At 43.0% G+C, this 18,570-nt stretch carries 12 protein-coding genes, 1 tRNA gene and 1 rRNA gene; 6 read left to right on the forward strand and 8 right to left on the reverse strand.

Annotation, left to right across the window (positions count from 1 at the left end; all coding sequences use genetic code 11):
• Window positions 1–60 precede the first annotated feature (60 nt).
• From BMX69_RS23405 to BMX69_RS23415, 3 genes are read right to left on the reverse strand one after another with little or no spacing between them, the layout of a single operon-like run.
• Window positions 61–1,182, reverse strand: coding sequence for a glycoside hydrolase family 88/105 protein (locus tag BMX69_RS23405; protein WP_054791751.1), 1,122 nt, complete (start codon window positions 1,180–1,182; stop codon window positions 61–63).
• Window positions 1,183–1,208: 26 nt separating this feature from the next.
• On the reverse strand, window positions 1,209–2,720 hold the full coding sequence (locus BMX69_RS23410; RefSeq protein ID WP_100043676.1) for a response regulator transcription factor: 1,512 nt from the start codon (window positions 2,718–2,720) through the stop codon (window positions 1,209–1,211).
• On the reverse strand, window positions 2,695–4,482 hold the full coding sequence (locus BMX69_RS23415) for a sensor histidine kinase (RefSeq protein WP_100043677.1): 1,788 nt from the start codon (window positions 4,480–4,482) through the stop codon (window positions 2,695–2,697). The genes BMX69_RS23410 and BMX69_RS23415 overlap by 26 nt, the downstream gene beginning before the upstream one ends.
• A gap of 185 nt (window positions 4,483–4,667) precedes the next feature.
• Between BMX69_RS23415 and BMX69_RS23420 the strand changes: the two genes are divergently transcribed.
• From BMX69_RS23420 to BMX69_RS23435, 4 genes are all read left to right on the forward strand, one after another.
• Window positions 4,668–6,017 (forward strand): ABC transporter substrate-binding protein, encoded by a 1,350-nt coding sequence (locus BMX69_RS23420; RefSeq protein ID WP_100043678.1) that lies wholly within the window; start codon window positions 4,668–4,670, stop codon window positions 6,015–6,017.
• Between the two features lie 26 nt (window positions 6,018–6,043).
• The gene (locus tag BMX69_RS23425) at window positions 6,044–6,973 is read left to right on the forward strand and encodes a carbohydrate ABC transporter permease (protein ID WP_085961515.1); all 930 of its coding nucleotides are present in this window, start codon (window positions 6,044–6,046) and stop codon (window positions 6,971–6,973) included.
• Between the two features lie 6 nt (window positions 6,974–6,979).
• On the forward strand, window positions 6,980–7,834 hold the full coding sequence (locus tag BMX69_RS23430; protein ID WP_100043679.1) for a carbohydrate ABC transporter permease: 855 nt from the start codon (window positions 6,980–6,982) through the stop codon (window positions 7,832–7,834).
• Between the two features lie 1,019 nt (window positions 7,835–8,853).
• Window positions 8,854–10,527 carry a S8 family peptidase gene (locus tag BMX69_RS23435; RefSeq protein ID WP_100043680.1) on the forward strand — a complete coding sequence of 558 codons (1,674 nt, stop codon included), beginning with the start codon at window positions 8,854–8,856 and terminating at the stop codon, window positions 10,525–10,527.
• A 219-nt stretch (window positions 10,528–10,746) separates the two neighbouring features.
• Here the strand turns inward: BMX69_RS23435 and BMX69_RS23440 are convergent, their stop codons facing one another.
• The 3 genes from BMX69_RS23440 to BMX69_RS23450 form a co-directional block, all read right to left on the reverse strand.
• Complete coding sequence (locus BMX69_RS23440; protein WP_054791757.1) at window positions 10,747–10,929, reverse strand: hypothetical protein; 183 nt, start codon at window positions 10,927–10,929, stop codon at window positions 10,747–10,749.
• Window positions 10,930–11,079: 150 nt separating this feature from the next.
• Entirely contained in the window at window positions 11,080–12,750 is a 1,671-nt protein-coding gene (locus tag BMX69_RS23445) for a S8 family peptidase (RefSeq protein ID WP_100043681.1), read from the reverse strand.
• Between the two features lie 147 nt (window positions 12,751–12,897).
• Window positions 12,898–13,416 (reverse strand): 2'-5' RNA ligase family protein, encoded by a 519-nt coding sequence (locus tag BMX69_RS23450; protein ID WP_054791758.1) that lies wholly within the window; start codon window positions 13,414–13,416, stop codon window positions 12,898–12,900.
• Between the two features lie 146 nt (window positions 13,417–13,562).
• On the opposite strand from BMX69_RS23450, the gene BMX69_RS23455 reads away from it, so the two are divergent.
• A complete protein-coding gene (locus BMX69_RS23455) occupies window positions 13,563–14,180 on the forward strand; it encodes an NUDIX hydrolase N-terminal domain-containing protein (protein WP_330387549.1) in 618 nt (205 codons plus the stop codon).
• Here BMX69_RS23455 and BMX69_RS23460 read toward each other — a convergent pair.
• Together BMX69_RS23460 and BMX69_RS23470 are read right to left on the reverse strand one after the other, a co-directional pair.
• Window positions 14,177–15,055: an aminoglycoside 6-adenylyltransferase gene (locus BMX69_RS23460; RefSeq protein ID WP_054791759.1), complete on the reverse strand. Its 879-nt coding sequence runs from the start codon at window positions 15,053–15,055 to the stop codon at window positions 14,177–14,179. The two genes, BMX69_RS23455 and BMX69_RS23460, sit on opposite strands and share 4 nt — an antisense overlap.
• An 848-nt stretch (window positions 15,056–15,903) precedes the next feature.
• A tRNA-Leu gene (locus tag BMX69_RS23470) sits at window positions 15,904–15,983 on the reverse strand.
• Window positions 15,984–17,028: 1,045 nt separating this feature from the next.
• Here BMX69_RS23470 and BMX69_RS23475 point away from each other — a divergent pair.
• Window positions 17,029–18,560, forward strand: a 16S ribosomal RNA gene (locus BMX69_RS23475).
• The last annotated feature ends 10 nt before the right edge of the window (window positions 18,561–18,570 follow it).

Below are 18,570 nucleotides of genomic sequence, written 5' to 3' on the forward strand. Positions count from 1 at the left end.
GGAACTGGCAAGAGTACAGCCATGTTCCTTCTTTCCTTTCCAGGCAGTATTGCCGGAGGGTTATTCCTTTTCCAGGGCCTCGCACAGAGCGGTCAGGGCAAGAGCCTGTCCATAGGCCATGGGCATGATAGCGATGTTCTTATAATGGTCGGAATCCATGCCGATTCCGGTTCCTGCCGAAACATTTAACACAGTTCCATCATCAGATATATTGGCGCAAATGGCTTCAATGGCCCGGTCAGCTGCAGCCTTATAGGAGCCGTCTAGTATTCCTGCTTTCACACCTCTTAAAAGCCCGGCGGTAATGGCGGCAGAGCCGGAGACTTCGCCGTAGCTTAAATCATCGGTTAGAACCGTGTTCCACAGTCCTGATGGGGACTGAAGGTGTAAAAGGGCGGAGGCCTGAGATTTGAAGGTGTCAATCAGGAATGCCTTCACCCCTTTATCTAAACCGTCCCCGCAGGTATCTAAATATTCCATAATCCCGTAGGTAAACCAGGAGTTCCCTCTGCACCAGAAGATGCCTCCGAAGTTATCCATGCGCTCAAAGCTGAAGCCGTGGTGGAAGAGGCCGGTCTGTTTATCAAAGAGATATTTGATATGAACCAGGAACTGATGAAGAGCTTCGTCTTTCAAAAGGGCGTTCTCAGATATGTATCCCATTCTGTTTAAGAAAAGCACGGACATGAACAGAGTGTCGACCCAGATCTGCCCGTTGTTTAAACTAACACCATCCCGGTCTCCGATGGCGCTGGTCACATGCTGGAATCCATTGTCCGGTGTTTTCGGAAGGTCGCTTATGAGCCAGTTTGCCCTCTTAACGCACAGATCGTAAAATTCCTCCGGATTGTCAAGGCCTTCGTATAAAAAGGACAGGGGCAGAAATGGAGCGGTGGTATTGATGTTTTTAGAAGGAAGCCCCTTATTCTGGTGGCCGCTGTACCATCTCTTAAAGAATGGGAGATACCGGGTGTCTCCGTAAAATTCCTGGAGTTTATATAAACCATACAGTCCGACTCCCTGAGGCCAGTCCCACTCCTCTATGCCAAAATCTCTTTGGATAAGCCCTTTTTTTGTATCAGTGCTACTGACGCTCTTGTCTTTGTCATAGTCATATCCTCCAAGATTCATCAGCTTCTCCACAACCAAATGGATTTTTTCAAGTAGCTGTTCGTTTGTCATCACTATTTCTCCTTTTCCATGCTTGTTTAATGCTTGCTTTTTAGTTTTTCTATATATTCGGTCGGCGGGTAGCCGGTATACCGCTTGAATACCTGACTGAAGTACTGGGGATTGCTGCCGAATCCTACCTGGCGGGCAATGTGCTTTATGTTATCATTCTGATAATAGGTCATCAGCCGGATGGCTTCCTCCATCCGCTCCTTGTTTAAGTAATCGGAAAAACGCATCCCCTCTTCCTTTACGAACTGCTTGCTTAAGTATCCTATGCTTACGAAAAGATAATTCTCAGCCAGCCACTTTAAAGAGAGATTTTCAGAGTATAAGTGTTCTCTGATGTAGGCTTTTAAAAGGGCGATGTTGGAGCCGGTCTTATGAGTTCCGCATGCGGTGTCTTTCCGCAGTACCACACGAAGAAGTTCCCGGATCCCGGATACCGTATCGCAGGAATAGAGACGGCGGAAAAAGTCACAGGCAGCGTCTACAGGTAGCTTTTCCCGTTCCGGCCCTATCTGAAGGAATAATCCTAATGCAAGGTTTCTGGCAGTAGATAAAGGAATGGAGTCCATAAAAACGGAGTCAAGGAGCTCCTTAGCCTGCACCACATCCTCGGCAGAGGTGATGGAGTTCTCAAGCCTGCTGATCATCCAGGGGGAAGCAATATGGTTTCTGATTTCGTGGACATCTCCTCCTTCACTGAAGAGAAGGATCCGTTCAAAACGGGAGATCTTCTGAATGATTTCCTGAAAAAGCTTTTCAGATGAATCCCTGAGAAGGAATTCCGCCACAAAAGTAACGGACTGACCGGGATACCGAAGTTCGGTTATGGCACTTTCGATCCGTTCCTGTATCGCCAGAGTAAAAGCCGGGAATATGAGGACCGCAGTGTTTTTTACATAAACAATGGAGAACTGCAGGGGAACCTTGGAAGCATCTAAAAGCTTTTTAACGTCACAGATAAAGCTTTTTATATAGCTTTCTTCCACAAAGGAACAGATACAGGCATAAATGCAGTTCTTCGGAAGGGATAAAAGGCCCTGGTATTTACGGAATACGGCCGGAAAGGAATCCTGGTGCTCCAGGGCTTCCATAATAAAGCTCTGCTCCAGGGGAAAATGAAGGCTTCTTAAGAAATCCTGCTGCTGCATCTTCCTGCTTTCTTCCTCCTGAAGTCGTTCCTTCCTTATGGAAACCAGAGATTCGATCAGTTCATTTTTATCGGTTGGCTTTAAAAGATAATAGCGAACCCCGTATTTCATGGCCTGTTTGGCATATTCAAAATCATTGTACCCGGAAAGAAGAATAAAGGTAATATGGGAATCTGATTTTATGGAACGTTCAATAAGGTCCAGGCCGTTTAAGATAGGCATTCGGATATCCGTAATCACCACATCCGGATAATCGTCACAGATGATATCGTATGCCTCCATTCCATTTTTTGCAGTGGCGATGAGTTCATAGCCGATGGATTTATAGTCGATCATTTGGGAAAGGGCCTCTCTTATAATCAGTTCATCATCTACAATCATCAGTCTCAACATATGAAATCTCCTTTTCCTTAGGAATAGACAGCATAACCACTGCCATGTCTCTTTCGTTATAAAATTTCAGGCCATAATGATCTCCATAGAGGAGCTTTAACCGGGAATGAATGTTGGTCAGGCCCACACCGGAGCCTTGGGGTTTGATCTCTTTGTGCCTGATCTTTTCTAAAAGGTCCGATTCAAACCGGGAACCGGTGTTGGATACCCGGATCTCATAATCGTTCTCCATTTCCTCTATGATGACCTGTATCCTGCATATTTCATCCGTATCCTCCATGGCGTGTTTTAAGGCGTTTTCAACCAGGGGCTGAATACAGAACTTTGGAACAAATATTTGGGTAATGTTCTCCGGGGTCTTAAGCTCAAAGTGAAGCCTGTCCTTAAAACGAATTTCCTGAATGCGGATGTAATTATCCAGCACGTCCAGTTCATCTTCAAGGGGGATAATGTCTTTTTGTCCGGCAATGGAGGCCCGGAATAAATTCCCAAGGGAACGAACCATAACCGAGATATCTTCGGCTCCGTATTTCTGCGCCATCCAGTTGATCGTATCCAGGGTATTGTATAAAAAGTGAGGATTGATCTGCTGTTGGAGCATCTTTATAGTGGAATCCCTAAGCAGAAGCTGCTTGTCATAATTTTCATCCCGCAGGACCTTTACGCTGTGGGTCATTTCATCAAAACTCCGGTGAAGCTGGCCGATTTCGTCCTGGCGGTTTTCATAATCATAGCATTTCACATCACAGGCCAGGGACTCCCCGCTGCCGAACTTTTGAATCTTCTCTATCAAATAATCCAGGTGGCGGAAGATATGGCGGAAAATCAGGTTGACATAGGTTGCGGTGATAAATATGATAAAGACGGTAAATATAATGATCTGAAGACTCATAAGTTGAATTCTGTAAAAAAGCGGATCATAATCCCTGAAATATATATAATCCCAGCCCACATAGGGAACATGACTGGTTATGATAAATTCCTTTTTATTGTCCAGTGTGGAAATGAGATAGGCATTTTCCTGCTGTTTGCCGTCGGCAATGATTTCCGCGCAGTACGCGTCGTGAAAGGCAGTTGCAGGGTAAATCCTCTTATCCCCTGACATCAGGATGAAATTAGAGTTTTCCACAAGGCTCCCGGCACTTTTTAAGCCGTCCTCAATCATTCGCTCCATGTTAACCGTAATGTATAGCCCGGCCAGCTTTTTTAAGTTTAAGTATTTAAGCTTTAATATCTGCCTGGCGCATACCGTATCATTTCCCGGCTCTATGCCAGGAGCCCAGGTTGCTTGTCCCTTTAAGTCGCTGATTGTTTTATCAAGCTCCCTTAGGTCGAACTTAAGGATCTCGTCAGAGCTTCCCATACAGATATTCGTTCCGTCAGTCAGGATAATATTAATGGTTTTTATATATTTGCTGCGGTAAACATAGGAATAAAGCTGCTGATAAATTTCCTGGCGGGCCTGGGCCCGCCGGTTGCTGTAAGGTTTCTCCGCTAAAAACACCAGATTATCCTGAAGGATGGGGTCACCGATCATGCTGTATGATATGCTCTGGATCAGCTGTATTTCCGATTCCAGATAAGTGGTCACATGATTTAAGGAGTTGGCATTGGTGCGGTACAGTTCCTCATTATAGCGGGAGGTGAGAATCCTGATGCTGATCAGGAAGGTAATACAAACTGCCAGCAGGGCAAGCAGAAAAATGGTCAGTATTTTTTTGTATAAAGACAGGTTATTAAACCAGAACGTACATCCTTTCATAATCTTATATCCTTTCCCAAGTAATCGTATTATATAGTAAAAAGATAAAAAAAGGAATTGCAAAACCGTCTAAAATTACATAAAGCCGTTTTTTTAAACATAAAAAGCCACATTTTAACTTTACCATTGTGCATAATTGCCATAAAATGTGGATAACACAAAAAACTTAAAGGGAGGTTTTACAAGTGAGAAAGAGATTACTGGCAACATCACTTGCTGCATTAATTGCAGCGGCATCTTTAGCAGGTTGTGGTTCCAAGACAGAAAAAGTGGATTCAGGGACGACAGCGGCTGCTGCAACAGAGGCGTCAACTGCAAAGGCAGATGAAGGCTCAAAGACAGAATCAGGAGATAAGGTAACTTTAAACATTTGCTGGTGGGGCAATCAGACCAGAAATGACGTAACAAAAAAAGCAGCGGATTTATACATGAGTAAAAATCCAAATGTGGATATCAAGGTTGAGTTTACTGACTGGGGTGGTTACTGGGATAAGCTTTCTGCAATGGCAGCAGGCGGTAACTTACCGGATATCATCCAGATGGATTATTCTTACTTAAACCAGTACCAGAAGAGCGGACAGCTGGCTAATTTATCAGAATTCATGTCCTCAGGCGTTATTGATACTTCAAAGATTCCTTCAAGCATCATTGAGAGTGGTTCTATCGATGGAAACTGTTATGCTCTCAGCCTTGGAAGCAACGCTCCTATGATGGTTTATGATAAGGCCATTGTAGAAAAGGCAGGAGTGACCATTCCTGAGCAGATGACCTATGATGAATTATATGACATTTCCAAAACCATATACGAGAAAACAGGGGTAAAGACAGCTTATGACGGCTGGATCAATATGCTGCAGATGACAGCAAGAGCCAATGGTTCTCATATATTCGATGAGTTAATTGAAGGTAAGGAAGATTCTACGAAGATACATTTCGCCAATGTGGAGAAATTCCAAAAGGCAGAATTCTCCATCGCACCGGATATTCTTGTTGAAAAGAACCCGGATAACATTGAAACAAAACCGATTGTAGATGAGACCACATGGAATGACTTCCCATATTCCAATCAGTTTATCAGCCTTTCCAATGCAGCCGGAAGAGAGTTAGAAGTAACGATGAATCCGGTTCTGAACAAAGACACACAGAATATGTATTTAAAGCCAAGCCAGTTCTTCTCCATTGCTGAAACTTCCAAGAACAAAGAGGAAGCTGCAAAGTTTATTGACTGGTTCACCAACAGCGTAGAATGTAATGAAATCCTTTTGGCTGAAAGAGGAATCCCGGTTAATACTGAGGTTGCTGATGCCATTAAACCAAAGGTAGATGCAGTAGCACAGAAAGTATTTGACTATGTCGCAAAGGTTTCTGAGATTGCGGTACCGATTGATGCTCCAGATCCGGCAGGTAAGGGTGAAGTTGAGGCGTTAACCAAGAGCGTAGTAGAAGCAATCCGCTATGGTGATACATCCGCTGATGAAGCGGCAGCCAGCTTTGTACCTGAAGCGAAAAAGATTTTGGAAGAAGCAGCGAAATAGTGACAGAATAGTCTGGAGGGAATTAGATGAAGAACAATCAAATGACCCCCAAAAGAAAAAAAACATTTTCCCAGGTAATGAATACACCGAAGGTTGCAGGATATGTATTTATCCTGCCCTTCATTATAGGCTTTCTTGCCTTTCTGGCCGTACCAATGATTTTTTCTTTAGGGTTTTCGTTTACCAGATACAATATTTTAAAATCACCGGTTTTTATAGGTCTGGAAAATTACAAGGCCATGTTTACAGCGGATCCAAAGTTTTGGAAGGTATTTGGCGTGACCATGTACTATGTTCTGTTTTCGGTTCCCCTCCGGCTTCTCATGGCTCTGCTTGTAGCCATGCTGCTTGTAAAAAGCACTAAAATGTCCGGTTTTTACAGGGCTGTTTATTATCTTCCTTCCATCATTGGCTCCAGCGTGGCTGTGGCAATTCTATGGAAGCGGATGTTTGCCAGTGACGGTGTAATAAATGCAATTTTAGGTATATTTGGGCTGCCGTCCGACATTGCATGGCTGGGTAGAGCGGATACCGCTATCTGGACCCTGATTATCCTTGCTGTCTGGCAGTTTGGTTCTTCCATGCTCATATTTTTATCCGGGTTAAAACAGATTCCCGTGAGTCTTTATGAGGCGGCTACCGTAGATGGTGCAAATGGCATTCAGCGTTTCTTTAAGATCACGATTCCAATGCTGACACCAACGATTTTCTTTAACCTGATTAACCAGCTGATCAACGGCTTTATGGCATTTACCCAAAGCTATATTATTACTCAGGGAAAACCAAAGGACAGCACCCTGTTCTATACAGTATACATGTACCAGAATTCCTTTACGTATAATAAACTGGGCTATGGCTGTGCAATGGCATGGTTCATGGTGTTTGTAGTAGGGCTTTTGACCCTGATACTTTTCAAGACACAGAAGAAATGGGTATATTATGAATCAGAAGGGTGATAAAATATGAAAACAGGATATAGAGAAAGAAGAATAGCCACCACAGTGGTTTATCATGTGTTCACCTTTTTGCTGGCATGTGTTATGATATATCCCCTTGTGTGGATGGTGATGAGTTCCTTTAAGAACTCCAATGAAATATTCCGGACTGCTGCTAAACTGCTGCCTGATAAATTTTCACTTGAAAACTACCGCGTAGGTTGGCAGGGCTTTGCCGGATATGGTTTCAGCACATTTTTTAAGAACTCTTTTATCATTGCAGGCCTATCCACGGTTGGGGCGGTCGTTTCTTCCGCCGTTATAGGCTATGGATTTGCCCGTATTGATTTTAAATTTAAAAATTTCTGGTTCGCATGTATGCTGCTTGCCATGATGCTTCCGTTCCAGATCATCATGATTCCCCAGTATATCATTTTTAACAAAATGGGCTGGGTGGGAAGCTATCTTCCCATCATTGTACCTCAGTTTTTTGGACAGGGCTTTTTCATTTTCTTAAATGTACAGTTTATAAAGGGAATCCCCATTGATTTAGATGAAGCTGCCAGAATGGATGGATGTACCATATACTCCATTTTCATAAGGATCATCCTTCCTCTTATTAAACCGTCTCTGGTGACTAGCGCCATTTTCTCCTTTATGTGGAGATGGGATGATTTTATGACGGCTCTGCTTTTCTTAAGCGATCCAATGAAATACCCGGTCAGCTATGCATTAAAGATGTTTTCCGACCCAACAGCCGGCTCAGACTGGGGCGCGATGTTTGCAATGGCAACTTTTTCCCTGATTCCTATTTTTCTGATTTTCCTGACCATGCAGAAATATCTGGTGGAAGGAATTGCCTCCACAGGAATCAAGGGTTAATACAGATTTTTGGCAGGAAAACCGCTTAGTGGTTTTCCTGCTTATTTTAATGGTGATAAATTAGGAAGTAAATACGGAAGAAGAAAATCGAACAGAAGAAGAACCAGCAGAGGAAGGCCCAGCAGGGGAAAACCTAGCAGGAAAAGACCCAGCAGAGGAAGTCCCATCTGAGGAAGACTCAACAGAGGAAGTCCCAACAGAGGAAGACTAACAGAGGAAGGCCCTGCAGAGGAAGGTCCTGCAGAGGAAGGTCCTGCAGAAGAAAGCCCTGCAGAGGAAAGTTCGTTAGAGAAGTATTCGGAAGAAAATCTGACATAAAAACCCTTGGCTGAGAATCGGAGCCGGATGGTGACCAGGAACTAAATGAAAAGGTATCATTTGAGAAAATTTTGACCGGGAGAGCAGACCGTGGATCTTCGGAAGGTAACGCTGCACAGGATTCTTCCCAGGAAGAAAATGGTTAGGTCATAGAAAAAACAATTGGCACCATCTGCCGGAATATGGGCAGGAGAAAACGGCTGCCGAATAGGAATCCGTTGGTTTCATAAAGTAATCTTGCTTTACACTTCAAAATATGGAGGAAGCCGACAGGAGGGGGGATCCTGTCGGCTGAGTATGAAAAAATGTATATGAAAGGTCTCTCTGGCCTGTTTACAGGTATTAATATACGGTGGAAATGTGTTGAGAATTTGTTGGAAATGTGAAGAAATTGTGAAAGGAGAGATTAAAATAAAAATGGAGCACCGCAGGATTGGGGAAATACGGCACTCCAAAGAAGAGTTATATAAATTATAGCGCAAATAATCGATTAAGTAAAGGGAAATAAGTAAATTTTTATGGATTATCCGTTTATATTTCGTAAATACATCATAAATTGCAATATAAAATATAAATACACACATTACTCCACTATTGCCATTTTATTCCCTGGATTGTGGCAGATTCTTCTGCTCATATTGGAACCTCTTTTGCATAAAATATATCATATGCTTCATTTGAAACAGGCAGGAGGCCGCAATATGGAAAAAATACTGGATAATCGGTATTATGATCTTATCATAAGTAATGCCATGGTGCCATCTTATAATACTGGTGATAATATTACCACGCTGAATGATATGAATTCCTTACTGCATATACCAAAGGATCAGATGGAGCCCTGTGATCTTGGGATAAATCCCTATCATTTCTTTCCGGCTCTATATACCCTGGAGTCATCGGTCAGCATTGAGAAATCCGGTATAGGATCTGTTCAGAGGACTCCTGGCCTTGGCCTGATTGGGAGAGGGGTAATTGTTGGCATTGTGGATACTGGTATTGATTACCGCCATCCTGCTTTTAAGTATAATGACAGAACAACCAGAATCCTGTCTATATGGGATCAGACCCAGGTGGGAAGCACACCTCCAAGAGGGTTTACTTTCGGTGCAGAATATACCAAAGAACTGATTAATTTTGCATTAATTTCTGAAAACCCTCTTGCGATTGTTCCCACAGTTGATACCATACGTCACGGAACTGCCATTGCAAGCATTATTGCCGGAAGGCCTAATGATGATTATAACTTCAGCGGTGTTGTTCCTGAAGCGGACCTTTTGGTAGTAAAACTTAAAACGGCTAAGGATAATTTAAAGAAACTGTTCTTTGTTCCGGATAATGCTTTGTGCTATCAGGAATCAGACATCATCCTTGGAATCCGGTATTTGGTTACTACTGCTCAAAGGCTGAACCGGCCTCTAGTCATATGCATTGCCCTTGGAAGCAGTCAGGGAGGGCATGACGGGCGAGGTGCCTCCACCGCTTATCTGGATTATCTGGTACAGCTTCCAAGAATCGGTGTGACCATTGCTGCCGGAAATGAAGGCAATAACGGAAGACATTTTTTTAACAACACTCAGACCGCCCCTTACATAGATACCTTCCAGTTAAACGTAGGAATCAATGATAAGGGATTTTCCATGGAAATCTGGCCTTACATGCCTTCCAGGCTTTTTATAGAGATCACCGCTCCAACCTGGGAGTCCTCACAGATTATTTATCCTTCCTTTTCAGATTGCAAAAAAATTGTATTTCAATCCTTGGACAGCATTGTCTGGGTGAACAATATTATTTTTGAAGAGGAAACCGGAGATCAGCTGATTCTGGTGCGTTTTCAAAATGTAGTTGCCGGAATCTGGAGTATCAGGGTAGGCAGCACTGAAAATGAAGGTTTTTCCTATCATGCCTGGCTGCCCTCCGGTAATCTCATATCAAATGAGACCTTTTTCTTAAACTCCAATCCTGATACAACCATAACCGCCCAGGGAGATGCCATACATCCCCTGACAGTTACGGCCTATAATCAGCTGAATGGAAATATATTGAGTGAATCAAGCAGAGGATATACCAGACTGGGGCTTGTAAAACCTGATTTGGGTGCTCCAGGCTACCAGCTTCCCTGTGCACTTCCTGACTTTCGATATGGAAATGCGACCGGTACCGGAGCTGCGGCTGCCCATGCGGCTGGGGTCGCAGCCATGAGTATGGAATGGGCCTACAATAAGGGAAACTATACTTCCGTTACCGGATATCAGGTCAACCGCTTGTTAATTCGCGGGGCAAGACGGGACCCTGAGAATATTTATCCCAACAATATATGGGGATACGGACAGCTGGATGTGGCAAATATGTTCAGGCAGCTGACATCAATTTAAGATCAAAACCTTTAGGCTGGATCGAGTTTTCTCCGGCGGCCTGGAGGTTTTTTTGGTAGGAACGTTTGAGGAAAAAAGCATCAATTAAATCAGGCGGTTCTACCTGATGGAAGGGGTTAAGGATAGTTTCTAAATTGGGAAAGGGGTCTGGGATTTTCCCGGGCCCTTATCATATGACGCATAGATCAAAAATGGCGGGTTTTCAAAAACCCAGCCCGCCTATTTCCGATTTCTTAATTCTTTTCTGATCCTGGGTTCAATCCCTCTGCGTTCCATTTCGGCCATGATGTTTTCAAATTCTCCGGGAGGGGCAGAAGGGGGGATTACATCCCTGCTGGCGGCCTCTAACCGGTTGAATTCTTCCTCCAAGGTTTTTTCAAGTTTTTTATTCCAGTGTCTCATATGATCACCTCCCAGAAAATTATATAACAGTTGTAAAGCACCTTTTATATAATGTTCCGGACATATAACTGAAATTCTGTTTTTTTGACTCTAATTGTTCTCCATTCCAGTCAATCGGATATTCTCAATCCCCGATTCTGCTTGATGAGGTTAAATACTGGTAAGCTGCATGAACATATTGTTCACATTCACCTGGCCGTATCCCCATACGTTATTTGGATAGGTGTATGAGCTTGCGCGCATTGCCCCCCTCATCATCAGGCGGCTGACATCGACTCCATTCATTGTTTTGTAATGTTCCTTGACAATGGCCCACTCAAAGGCCATGGAAATGATGCCGGCCACGTGGGCTGCAGCAGCCCCTGTTCCAGTAATAGAGCCATACCTATTTCCAGGAACCGCACAGGTAAGCTGATAACCAGGAGCGGCAATATCCGGTTTAATAAGGCCAACTCTTGTATAACCTCTGCTTGATTCACCAAGAATTGAGTTGTTCATCTGATTATAGGCAGTCACAGTCAGCTGGCGCCTGCCGTTTCCGGGTGAAGTGATGGTGGTATCCGGAGAGGAATTAAGAAAAAAGGTCTGGTTGGATATGAGACCATTTGAAGGGAGCCAGGCATGAAAGGACAAAGGTTCATTTTCAATGCTTCTGACCCGGATGCGCCAGACTCCGGGAGTGGTGTTTTGAAAACGAACCAGGATCATCTGGTCTCCGGTTTCCTCTTCAAAAAGATAATTGTTGACATAAATGGTAGTAGGGGTGAATACAAAGTTAAATACTCTGCAATCGCCGAGGGAAGGATATACCTGCTGGGTGGATTCCCTGTTTGGTGAGGAAATATCAATGGAAAGCCGTCCAAGGGAACTTGACCAGATTTCCATAGCAAACATTTTATCTTTTTCCCCTATTCTTAATTCAAAATCATTGTAATAAGGCTCTAATTGGGTAGAATTAAAATAATGTCTTTGACTGTTTCCCTCGTTACCGGCAGAGACGGATATGCCGATACTGGGCTGCAGTGCCAGGTCATTTAAGTAACCGCTTAGAGCGCCTCTCCCGTCATGACCTCCCAGGCTGCTTCCTACGGCGAAGCAGGTGACCACAGGACGGTTATACTTTTCTGATATGGTAAGGGAATAACGGAAGCCAAGAATAAGATCCGATTCCTGGAAGCATAAAGCATCATCAGGTATAAAATAAAATTTTTTTAGATTTTCTTTTGCTTCCTTAAGCTTTACGATCACCAGATCAGATTGAGGGACTATACCACTAAAGGATTCCAGTAAGTTGGGAGTGCCGGCAATAACGCTTGCAATAGACGTTCCGTGCCCGTTTGTATCTGTAGATGGTACAACAGATAGGGGATCATCAGAATTTAATGCGGTATTGATTGTCTCCTGGCTGTATTCCGTACCAAAGGTAAAAGTCTCAGGAGGGGTTCCTTCCTGTTGGGTCTGGTCCCATATGGAGAGAATACGTGTCGAGCCGTCACTGTTGCGGAAGGCAGGATGCTGGTATTCAACACCCGTATCAATGACTACAATGATTACGCCCTTTCCAAACAGGGCTAAGGCAGGATTCCGCTGAACCGTTCCTACGCCGGACTGTTCAAGGCTGACCGTAGATGTGAGCGTAAATATTCCGGGAAAGGTGTGGACTGGATATTTTACCATATCACAAAGAGTTACGTCGGCAGCCGGGATATGCAGTAAGGAATGCCGGTTGTTCAGATAGGTAATGTTATCATCGCTGGTGGCTGAAGTAATTGGATTTGTAATAATTAAATCAAAATAATTGTTATCCAAAATTTTTTTCACAGTTAAGTCTCCTTGCCGTTGCTGACAGTAGTGGCTGTCTAAAATAGGGATGTCCCGGCAGCACTGCCGGGCCGATATGCATGTTAAATAATATGGCAGAAGATGAAAAAATATGAGAAATGGATCGACCGGAAGGCTATACCGCCTTCATTCCGGCAGTCTGTGCTCGCTTATTATCATTGACTCTCCCGATGCACCTATCACTTCAACTGAAATTGTGTTTATTACAGCTTTAAATGTTTCATTGCATTTAGAAGCATCTAAATAGGCCATTTCCAGTTTTTCTAAGGAGTCTAAATTTCCAAGAGTTAAATGAGGAGTATAAGGGTATCCTTTTTTATACTCCTTTAATAGACCGGAATAGAGTAGTTCATGGATTTCATGAATATGTTCCTTTCCTTCTATAATATTTAAAAACAAATAATTCCCTAATTCACCAGGCTGCTTTGTAACTCCATTCAGAGTAATTTCAAAAGGTTTGATATTCATAAGCTTATCGCTTAAGTGCTTGTTCAATCTATCATTACTCATATTGCTTTGAAAGGGAAAAACTAAAGTAATATGCGGTTTAACAAGAGCAGATAATGGATCGTATTGTTTCCTATAGAAATGAATCACATCCATGTTATGAAATTCTGGAAATATCATGATTGTTCTGGTATCCAAATTGCCTCTCCTTTCTAAATTAACTTTGATTGCTTCATTTTTTCTTTTGCCTGCCGTCCGTAACCGCAATTTTGAAAGATAATCTTGATAGTTATGGAGATGTGAGATAATATACTACTTAGTATGGAGTGAGGAAGGAAAGCATTATGGAGGATAAAAAATGGCTTGAATGGGCGGTTGAATTGCAGGCAATCGCACAGGCCGGACTACATTATACGAAGGATTGCTTTGACCAGGAACGATTTGAAAGGATCCGGGAGATTTCGGCTGAAATAATCAGCAGACAATCAGAAATGCCTGTCGAAAAGGTCAAAGATTTATTTTGCGGTGAAACAGGATACCAAACCCCCAAGATCGATACCAGGGCCGCCATTTTTAAGAACAACAGGATTCTTCTGGTTAAAGAAGCCGATGGGAGATGGTCACTGCCTGGAGGCTGGGTCGATGTAGATTTATCAGTAAAAGAAAATATAATAAAAGAAGTCAGGGAAGAAGCAGGCCTTGATGTCGAGGTTGAAAAGGTTATTGCCGTGCAGGACAGAGAAAAACATAATCTTCCAATCTATGCCTACAAAATTTGTAAAATTTTTATACAGTGTTCCGTTATTGGAGGTTCATTTAAAGCAAATAATGAAACCACGGACAGCCGTTATTTCTCATTGGAAGAATTGCCGCCACTTGCAACGGAAAAGAGCAATGCAGAACAGATAAAAATGTGTTTTCAGGCTTTTTCTGAGCAAGCCTGGAAAACAATCCTGGATTAGATCTCCGATTGATTAATGTCAGCATTTTTTATTGAAGTGATATATTTGATCATATTTTCATCGTCTTGCACGAAGTAGGTGTAACCCAAATGGCCGGAAACTTGCAGTGCAAGAAAACGAAACAGATCGCAGGCTGAGAAAACAGCATTCCAAAGATTTTCAGGACTGCCGTCAGAGTAGGTCTTCAAATATTTATCATACAGCTCTGAAGGCAGGTATTTTTTATAATATTTCCCCCACATTCCCGTTGAAACAGAAAATCCATGATTCATGCCGATGTACCATTCCACCATTATATCAAGCTGAATGTGTACAATCTCCATATACATTCTCATCGCATATGGAATCTGATTTCTTTTAATTCCTTTTGCAACGTTGTTTAAACACCACCAAAACTCATTGCAGCATCCGTCATACATTTGTTTCGTGGGAATTTTAATCCAGTAGCCAGTATCACTTGCCTGAGGTATTTGAGGCAAGATATGATCCTTGTCCAGCAAAGGCACTGTAAGGCTGTCGGAAAGATAATTCTCAATGGCCTTTTCTTTGGTCATAATATGCAGATCAATTCGATTCCCGTCTTTATATAAGATGAGCCAGCCATATGATTTGGTAAAGTCGCAGTCTTTGCCCCAGCCAAAGTCATTAGAATCCGGTTCCTGCATGACGGCAACTTCTCCAAAGACCTTTATCCACGTTTTATCCGACAAAAATGATTGTGTCTCAGAAACCACAAAAACAATGTCATAATCCTGATAAATATCCTTTTCAATAAGGGGATTTGCTCGGGAACCATTCATGTATGCTGCTCTGATGCGTTCATCAGCTTGTGCAACTCTCAAAATCAATTCAAACATTTCCTTTTCACTGCGCATGGCAACTTACCTCGTTTGATATAAATGATAGAAACCTTTGTATGCTTATTCTACCATGGCACCTTACGAAAGTAAATAATACGGCCGGTGCAGGGGAGGTCAGCAGGAAACTGTTGAATATAGAAGAGAAATTAAGGCATCAAGATTTACTTATCCTGATGCCTTTTTATTTTACTGCATGAAATGGGCTGTATCCATCTTCCCTATTATAACTAATAAAGTGTAGGTACCGGAACGCATGCTACTTCATCAATCAAATCCGGATCAAAACCAAAGAAAGTCCAGCTTCTTCCTGTCCAGCGGTATCCTAACACTGCACCGTACTGTAAACTAATTGGATAATACCAAAACTCATCACCTAACTGTGGCCATACATACGTATATTTGAACATGCAATCAATCATATATGAATTTCTTGGTTTTCTGGGTGGTACTCTTGGAGGAGGAGAAGTAGGTGCTCCATAAGGAGGGGGATAATTTGTCATTATATTACTCCAATTATTTTACTATAAATTAGAATATGAAGAAGGATAAAATTTGTTCTATCATTCAGACATATTTTACCATGTTTTTTACATTAGTCCCGATCCCCAATACTCCCATATGTTTTTCTACAGATTGTAATACTGCTCAAACCGTTTTAATTATTTAGTAAATTAAAAGGCAGGTCTGGAATTCCAGATACCCGCCCTTTATTGAATTATATCATTTCTAACTTCTTTATGTGTGAAATCGTGTTGCATTTATGGGTATATGAGTGCCTTATAAAGTAAAAAACTTTCAAGCCTGATATGCAAAAACCCTAGTGTTTGCAAGAAATTCTTGTAAACACTAGGGTTTTCGATCAATGCGGGTAACAGGACTTGAACCTGCACGGTCTCCCACCAGAACCTAAATCTGGCGCGTCTGCCAATTCCGCCATACCCGCTGACGACAACATAGATGATACCATTTGAGTGACAAATTGTCAAGAAAAAGGAGACATTTTCCCATGGGAAATATCAAATAAAAGCTCCTGCAAAAATTCCATTAGATATCCAAGAGCGTTCCACTCTCATAATAAATAGAACAGTAATATAGAAATCACGTTGATAGGAGTCAAAATCATGGAGTATGATTGCGACGCGTACCAATTCATTGTCAGTAACTTATTTATATAGGAAGAACAGTAATGGTGCTTGAGAAAATACTTTTTATTATAAGGGCCGATATAAAGGTATGAAGGTTCTTATAGGATTCCTCTTATAGCTATAAGTTTGCGTCAACGAGCTTAGATGTTTATCGGATACTCAAAGAACTTTCATTATTGCTAAGACTGTGGAAAAATTTAAGAGGGATAATGTAGGCGCAATCTCTTGAATTTTTGATAGTCAATTCAAGATGGCTGTTATAAGAGATCCACTCAAAATAACAGATTAAAGGTGCAGGTAATGCTGAAGGTGATTTATATAATAGGTAATAAGAAAATTCAAAGACAAATATACAGGCATTAAATCTATGTAATATAGAAGGGAAACAATGGTCAGTACGATAGAATATAATATGCCGATTTTACCATTCAATGTTCTGGAATATTAATTTGAAAAAAATACAAAATAATTGTTGACTTTTGTCAGATGCTTTGGTATGATATAACTCGCCGCTGAAAACGGCGGCAAAAACTTCTTCTAAAACACATCGATGAGCGATGAAAAAGTTTTGAAGAAAAATAAAAAAAGGTTGACAAAAACAACCCGTTATGATATCCTATAAAAGTTGCTGCTGAGACAGCGACACGAAATAAAGCACTTTGAAAACAGAAGATTGAACAGTATGTAAAACCCTGAAAATTCTAATAAAACAAGTCATGTTTGATGGCTTTGAATGAGAAAATTTCAGAACGAATACAAGCAATTGTATACGAACCAAACAACAAGTAAAACGGGAAATAAATTAGCTAGTTAGTTGATTTTGACCCCGGATTGAACACCATTTAATTTGAGAGTTCGATCCTGGCTCAGGATGAACGCTGGCGGCGTGCTTAACACATGCAAGTCGAGCGAAGCGATTTAAATGAAGTTTTCGGACGGATTTTGAATTGACTTAGCGGCGGACGGGTGAGTAACGCGTGGGTAACCTGCCTCATACAGGGGGATAACAGTCGGAAACGACTGCTAATACCGCATAAGCACACAGTGCCGCATGGTACGGTGTGAAAAACTCCGGTGGTATGAGATGGACCCGCGTCTGATTAGGTAGTTGGTGAGGTAACGGCCCACCAAGCCGACGATCAGTAGCCGACCTGAGAGGGTGACCGGCCACATTGGGACTGAGACACGGCCCAAACTCCTACGGGAGGCAGCAGTGGGGAATATTGGACAATGGGGGAAACCCTGATCCAGCGACGCCGCGTGAGTGAAGAAGTATTTCGGTATGTAAAGCTCTATCAGCAGGGAAGAAAATGACGGTACCTGACTAAGAAGCCCCGGCTAACTACGTGCCAGCAGCCGCGGTAATACGTAGGGGGCAAGCGTTATCCGGATTTACTGGGTGTAAAGGGAGCGTAGACGGCACTGCAAGTCTGGAGTGAAAGCCCGGGGCTCAACCCCGGGACTGCTTTGGAAACTGTGGTGCTAGAGTGCAGGAGAGGTAAGTGGAATTCCTAGTGTAGCGGTGAAATGCGTAGATATTAGGAGGAACACCAGTGGCGAAGGCGGCTTACTGGACTGTAACTGACGTTGAGGCTCGAAAGCGTGGGGAGCAAACAGGATTAGATACCCTGGTAGTCCACGCCGTAAACGATGAATACTAGGTGTTGGGGAGCAAAGCTCTTCGGTGCCGCCGCTAACGCAATAAGTATTCCACCTGGGGAGTACGTTCGCAAGAATGAAACTCAAAGGAATTGACGGGGACCCGCACAAGCGGTGGAGCATGTGGTTTAATTCGAAGCAACGCGAAGAACCTTACCAAGTCTTGACATCGGAATGACCGGGATGTAACGATCCCTTCCCTTCGGGGCATTCCAGACAGGTGGTGCATGGTTGTCGTCAGCTCGTGTCGTGAGATGTTGGGTTAAGTCCCGCAACGAGCGCAACCCTTATCCTTAGTAGCCAGCAAGTCAAGTTGGGCACTCTGGGGAGACTGCCAGGGATAACCTGGAGGAAGGTGGGGATGACGTCAAATCATCATGCCCCTTATGATTTGGGCTACACACGTGCTACAATGGCGTAAACAAAGGGAAGCAAAGGAGCGATCTGGAGCAAACCCCAAAAATAACGTCTCAGTTCGGATTGTAGTCTGCAACTCGACTACATGAAGCTGGAATCGCTAGTAATCGCGGATCAGAATGCCGCGGTGAATACGTTCCCGGGTCTTGTACACACCGCCCGTCACACCATGGGAGTTGGTAACGCCCGAAGTCAGTGACCCAACCGTAAGGAGGGAGCTGCCGAAGGCGGGACTGATAACTGGGGTGAAGTCGTAACAAGGTAGCCGTATCGGAAGGTGCGGCTGGATCACCTCCTTTCTAAGGAAGA

Source organism: Lacrimispora sphenoides JCM 1415, assembly GCF_900105615.1.
GTDB classification, from domain to species: Bacteria; Bacillota; Clostridia; order Lachnospirales; family Lachnospiraceae; genus Lacrimispora; species Lacrimispora sphenoides.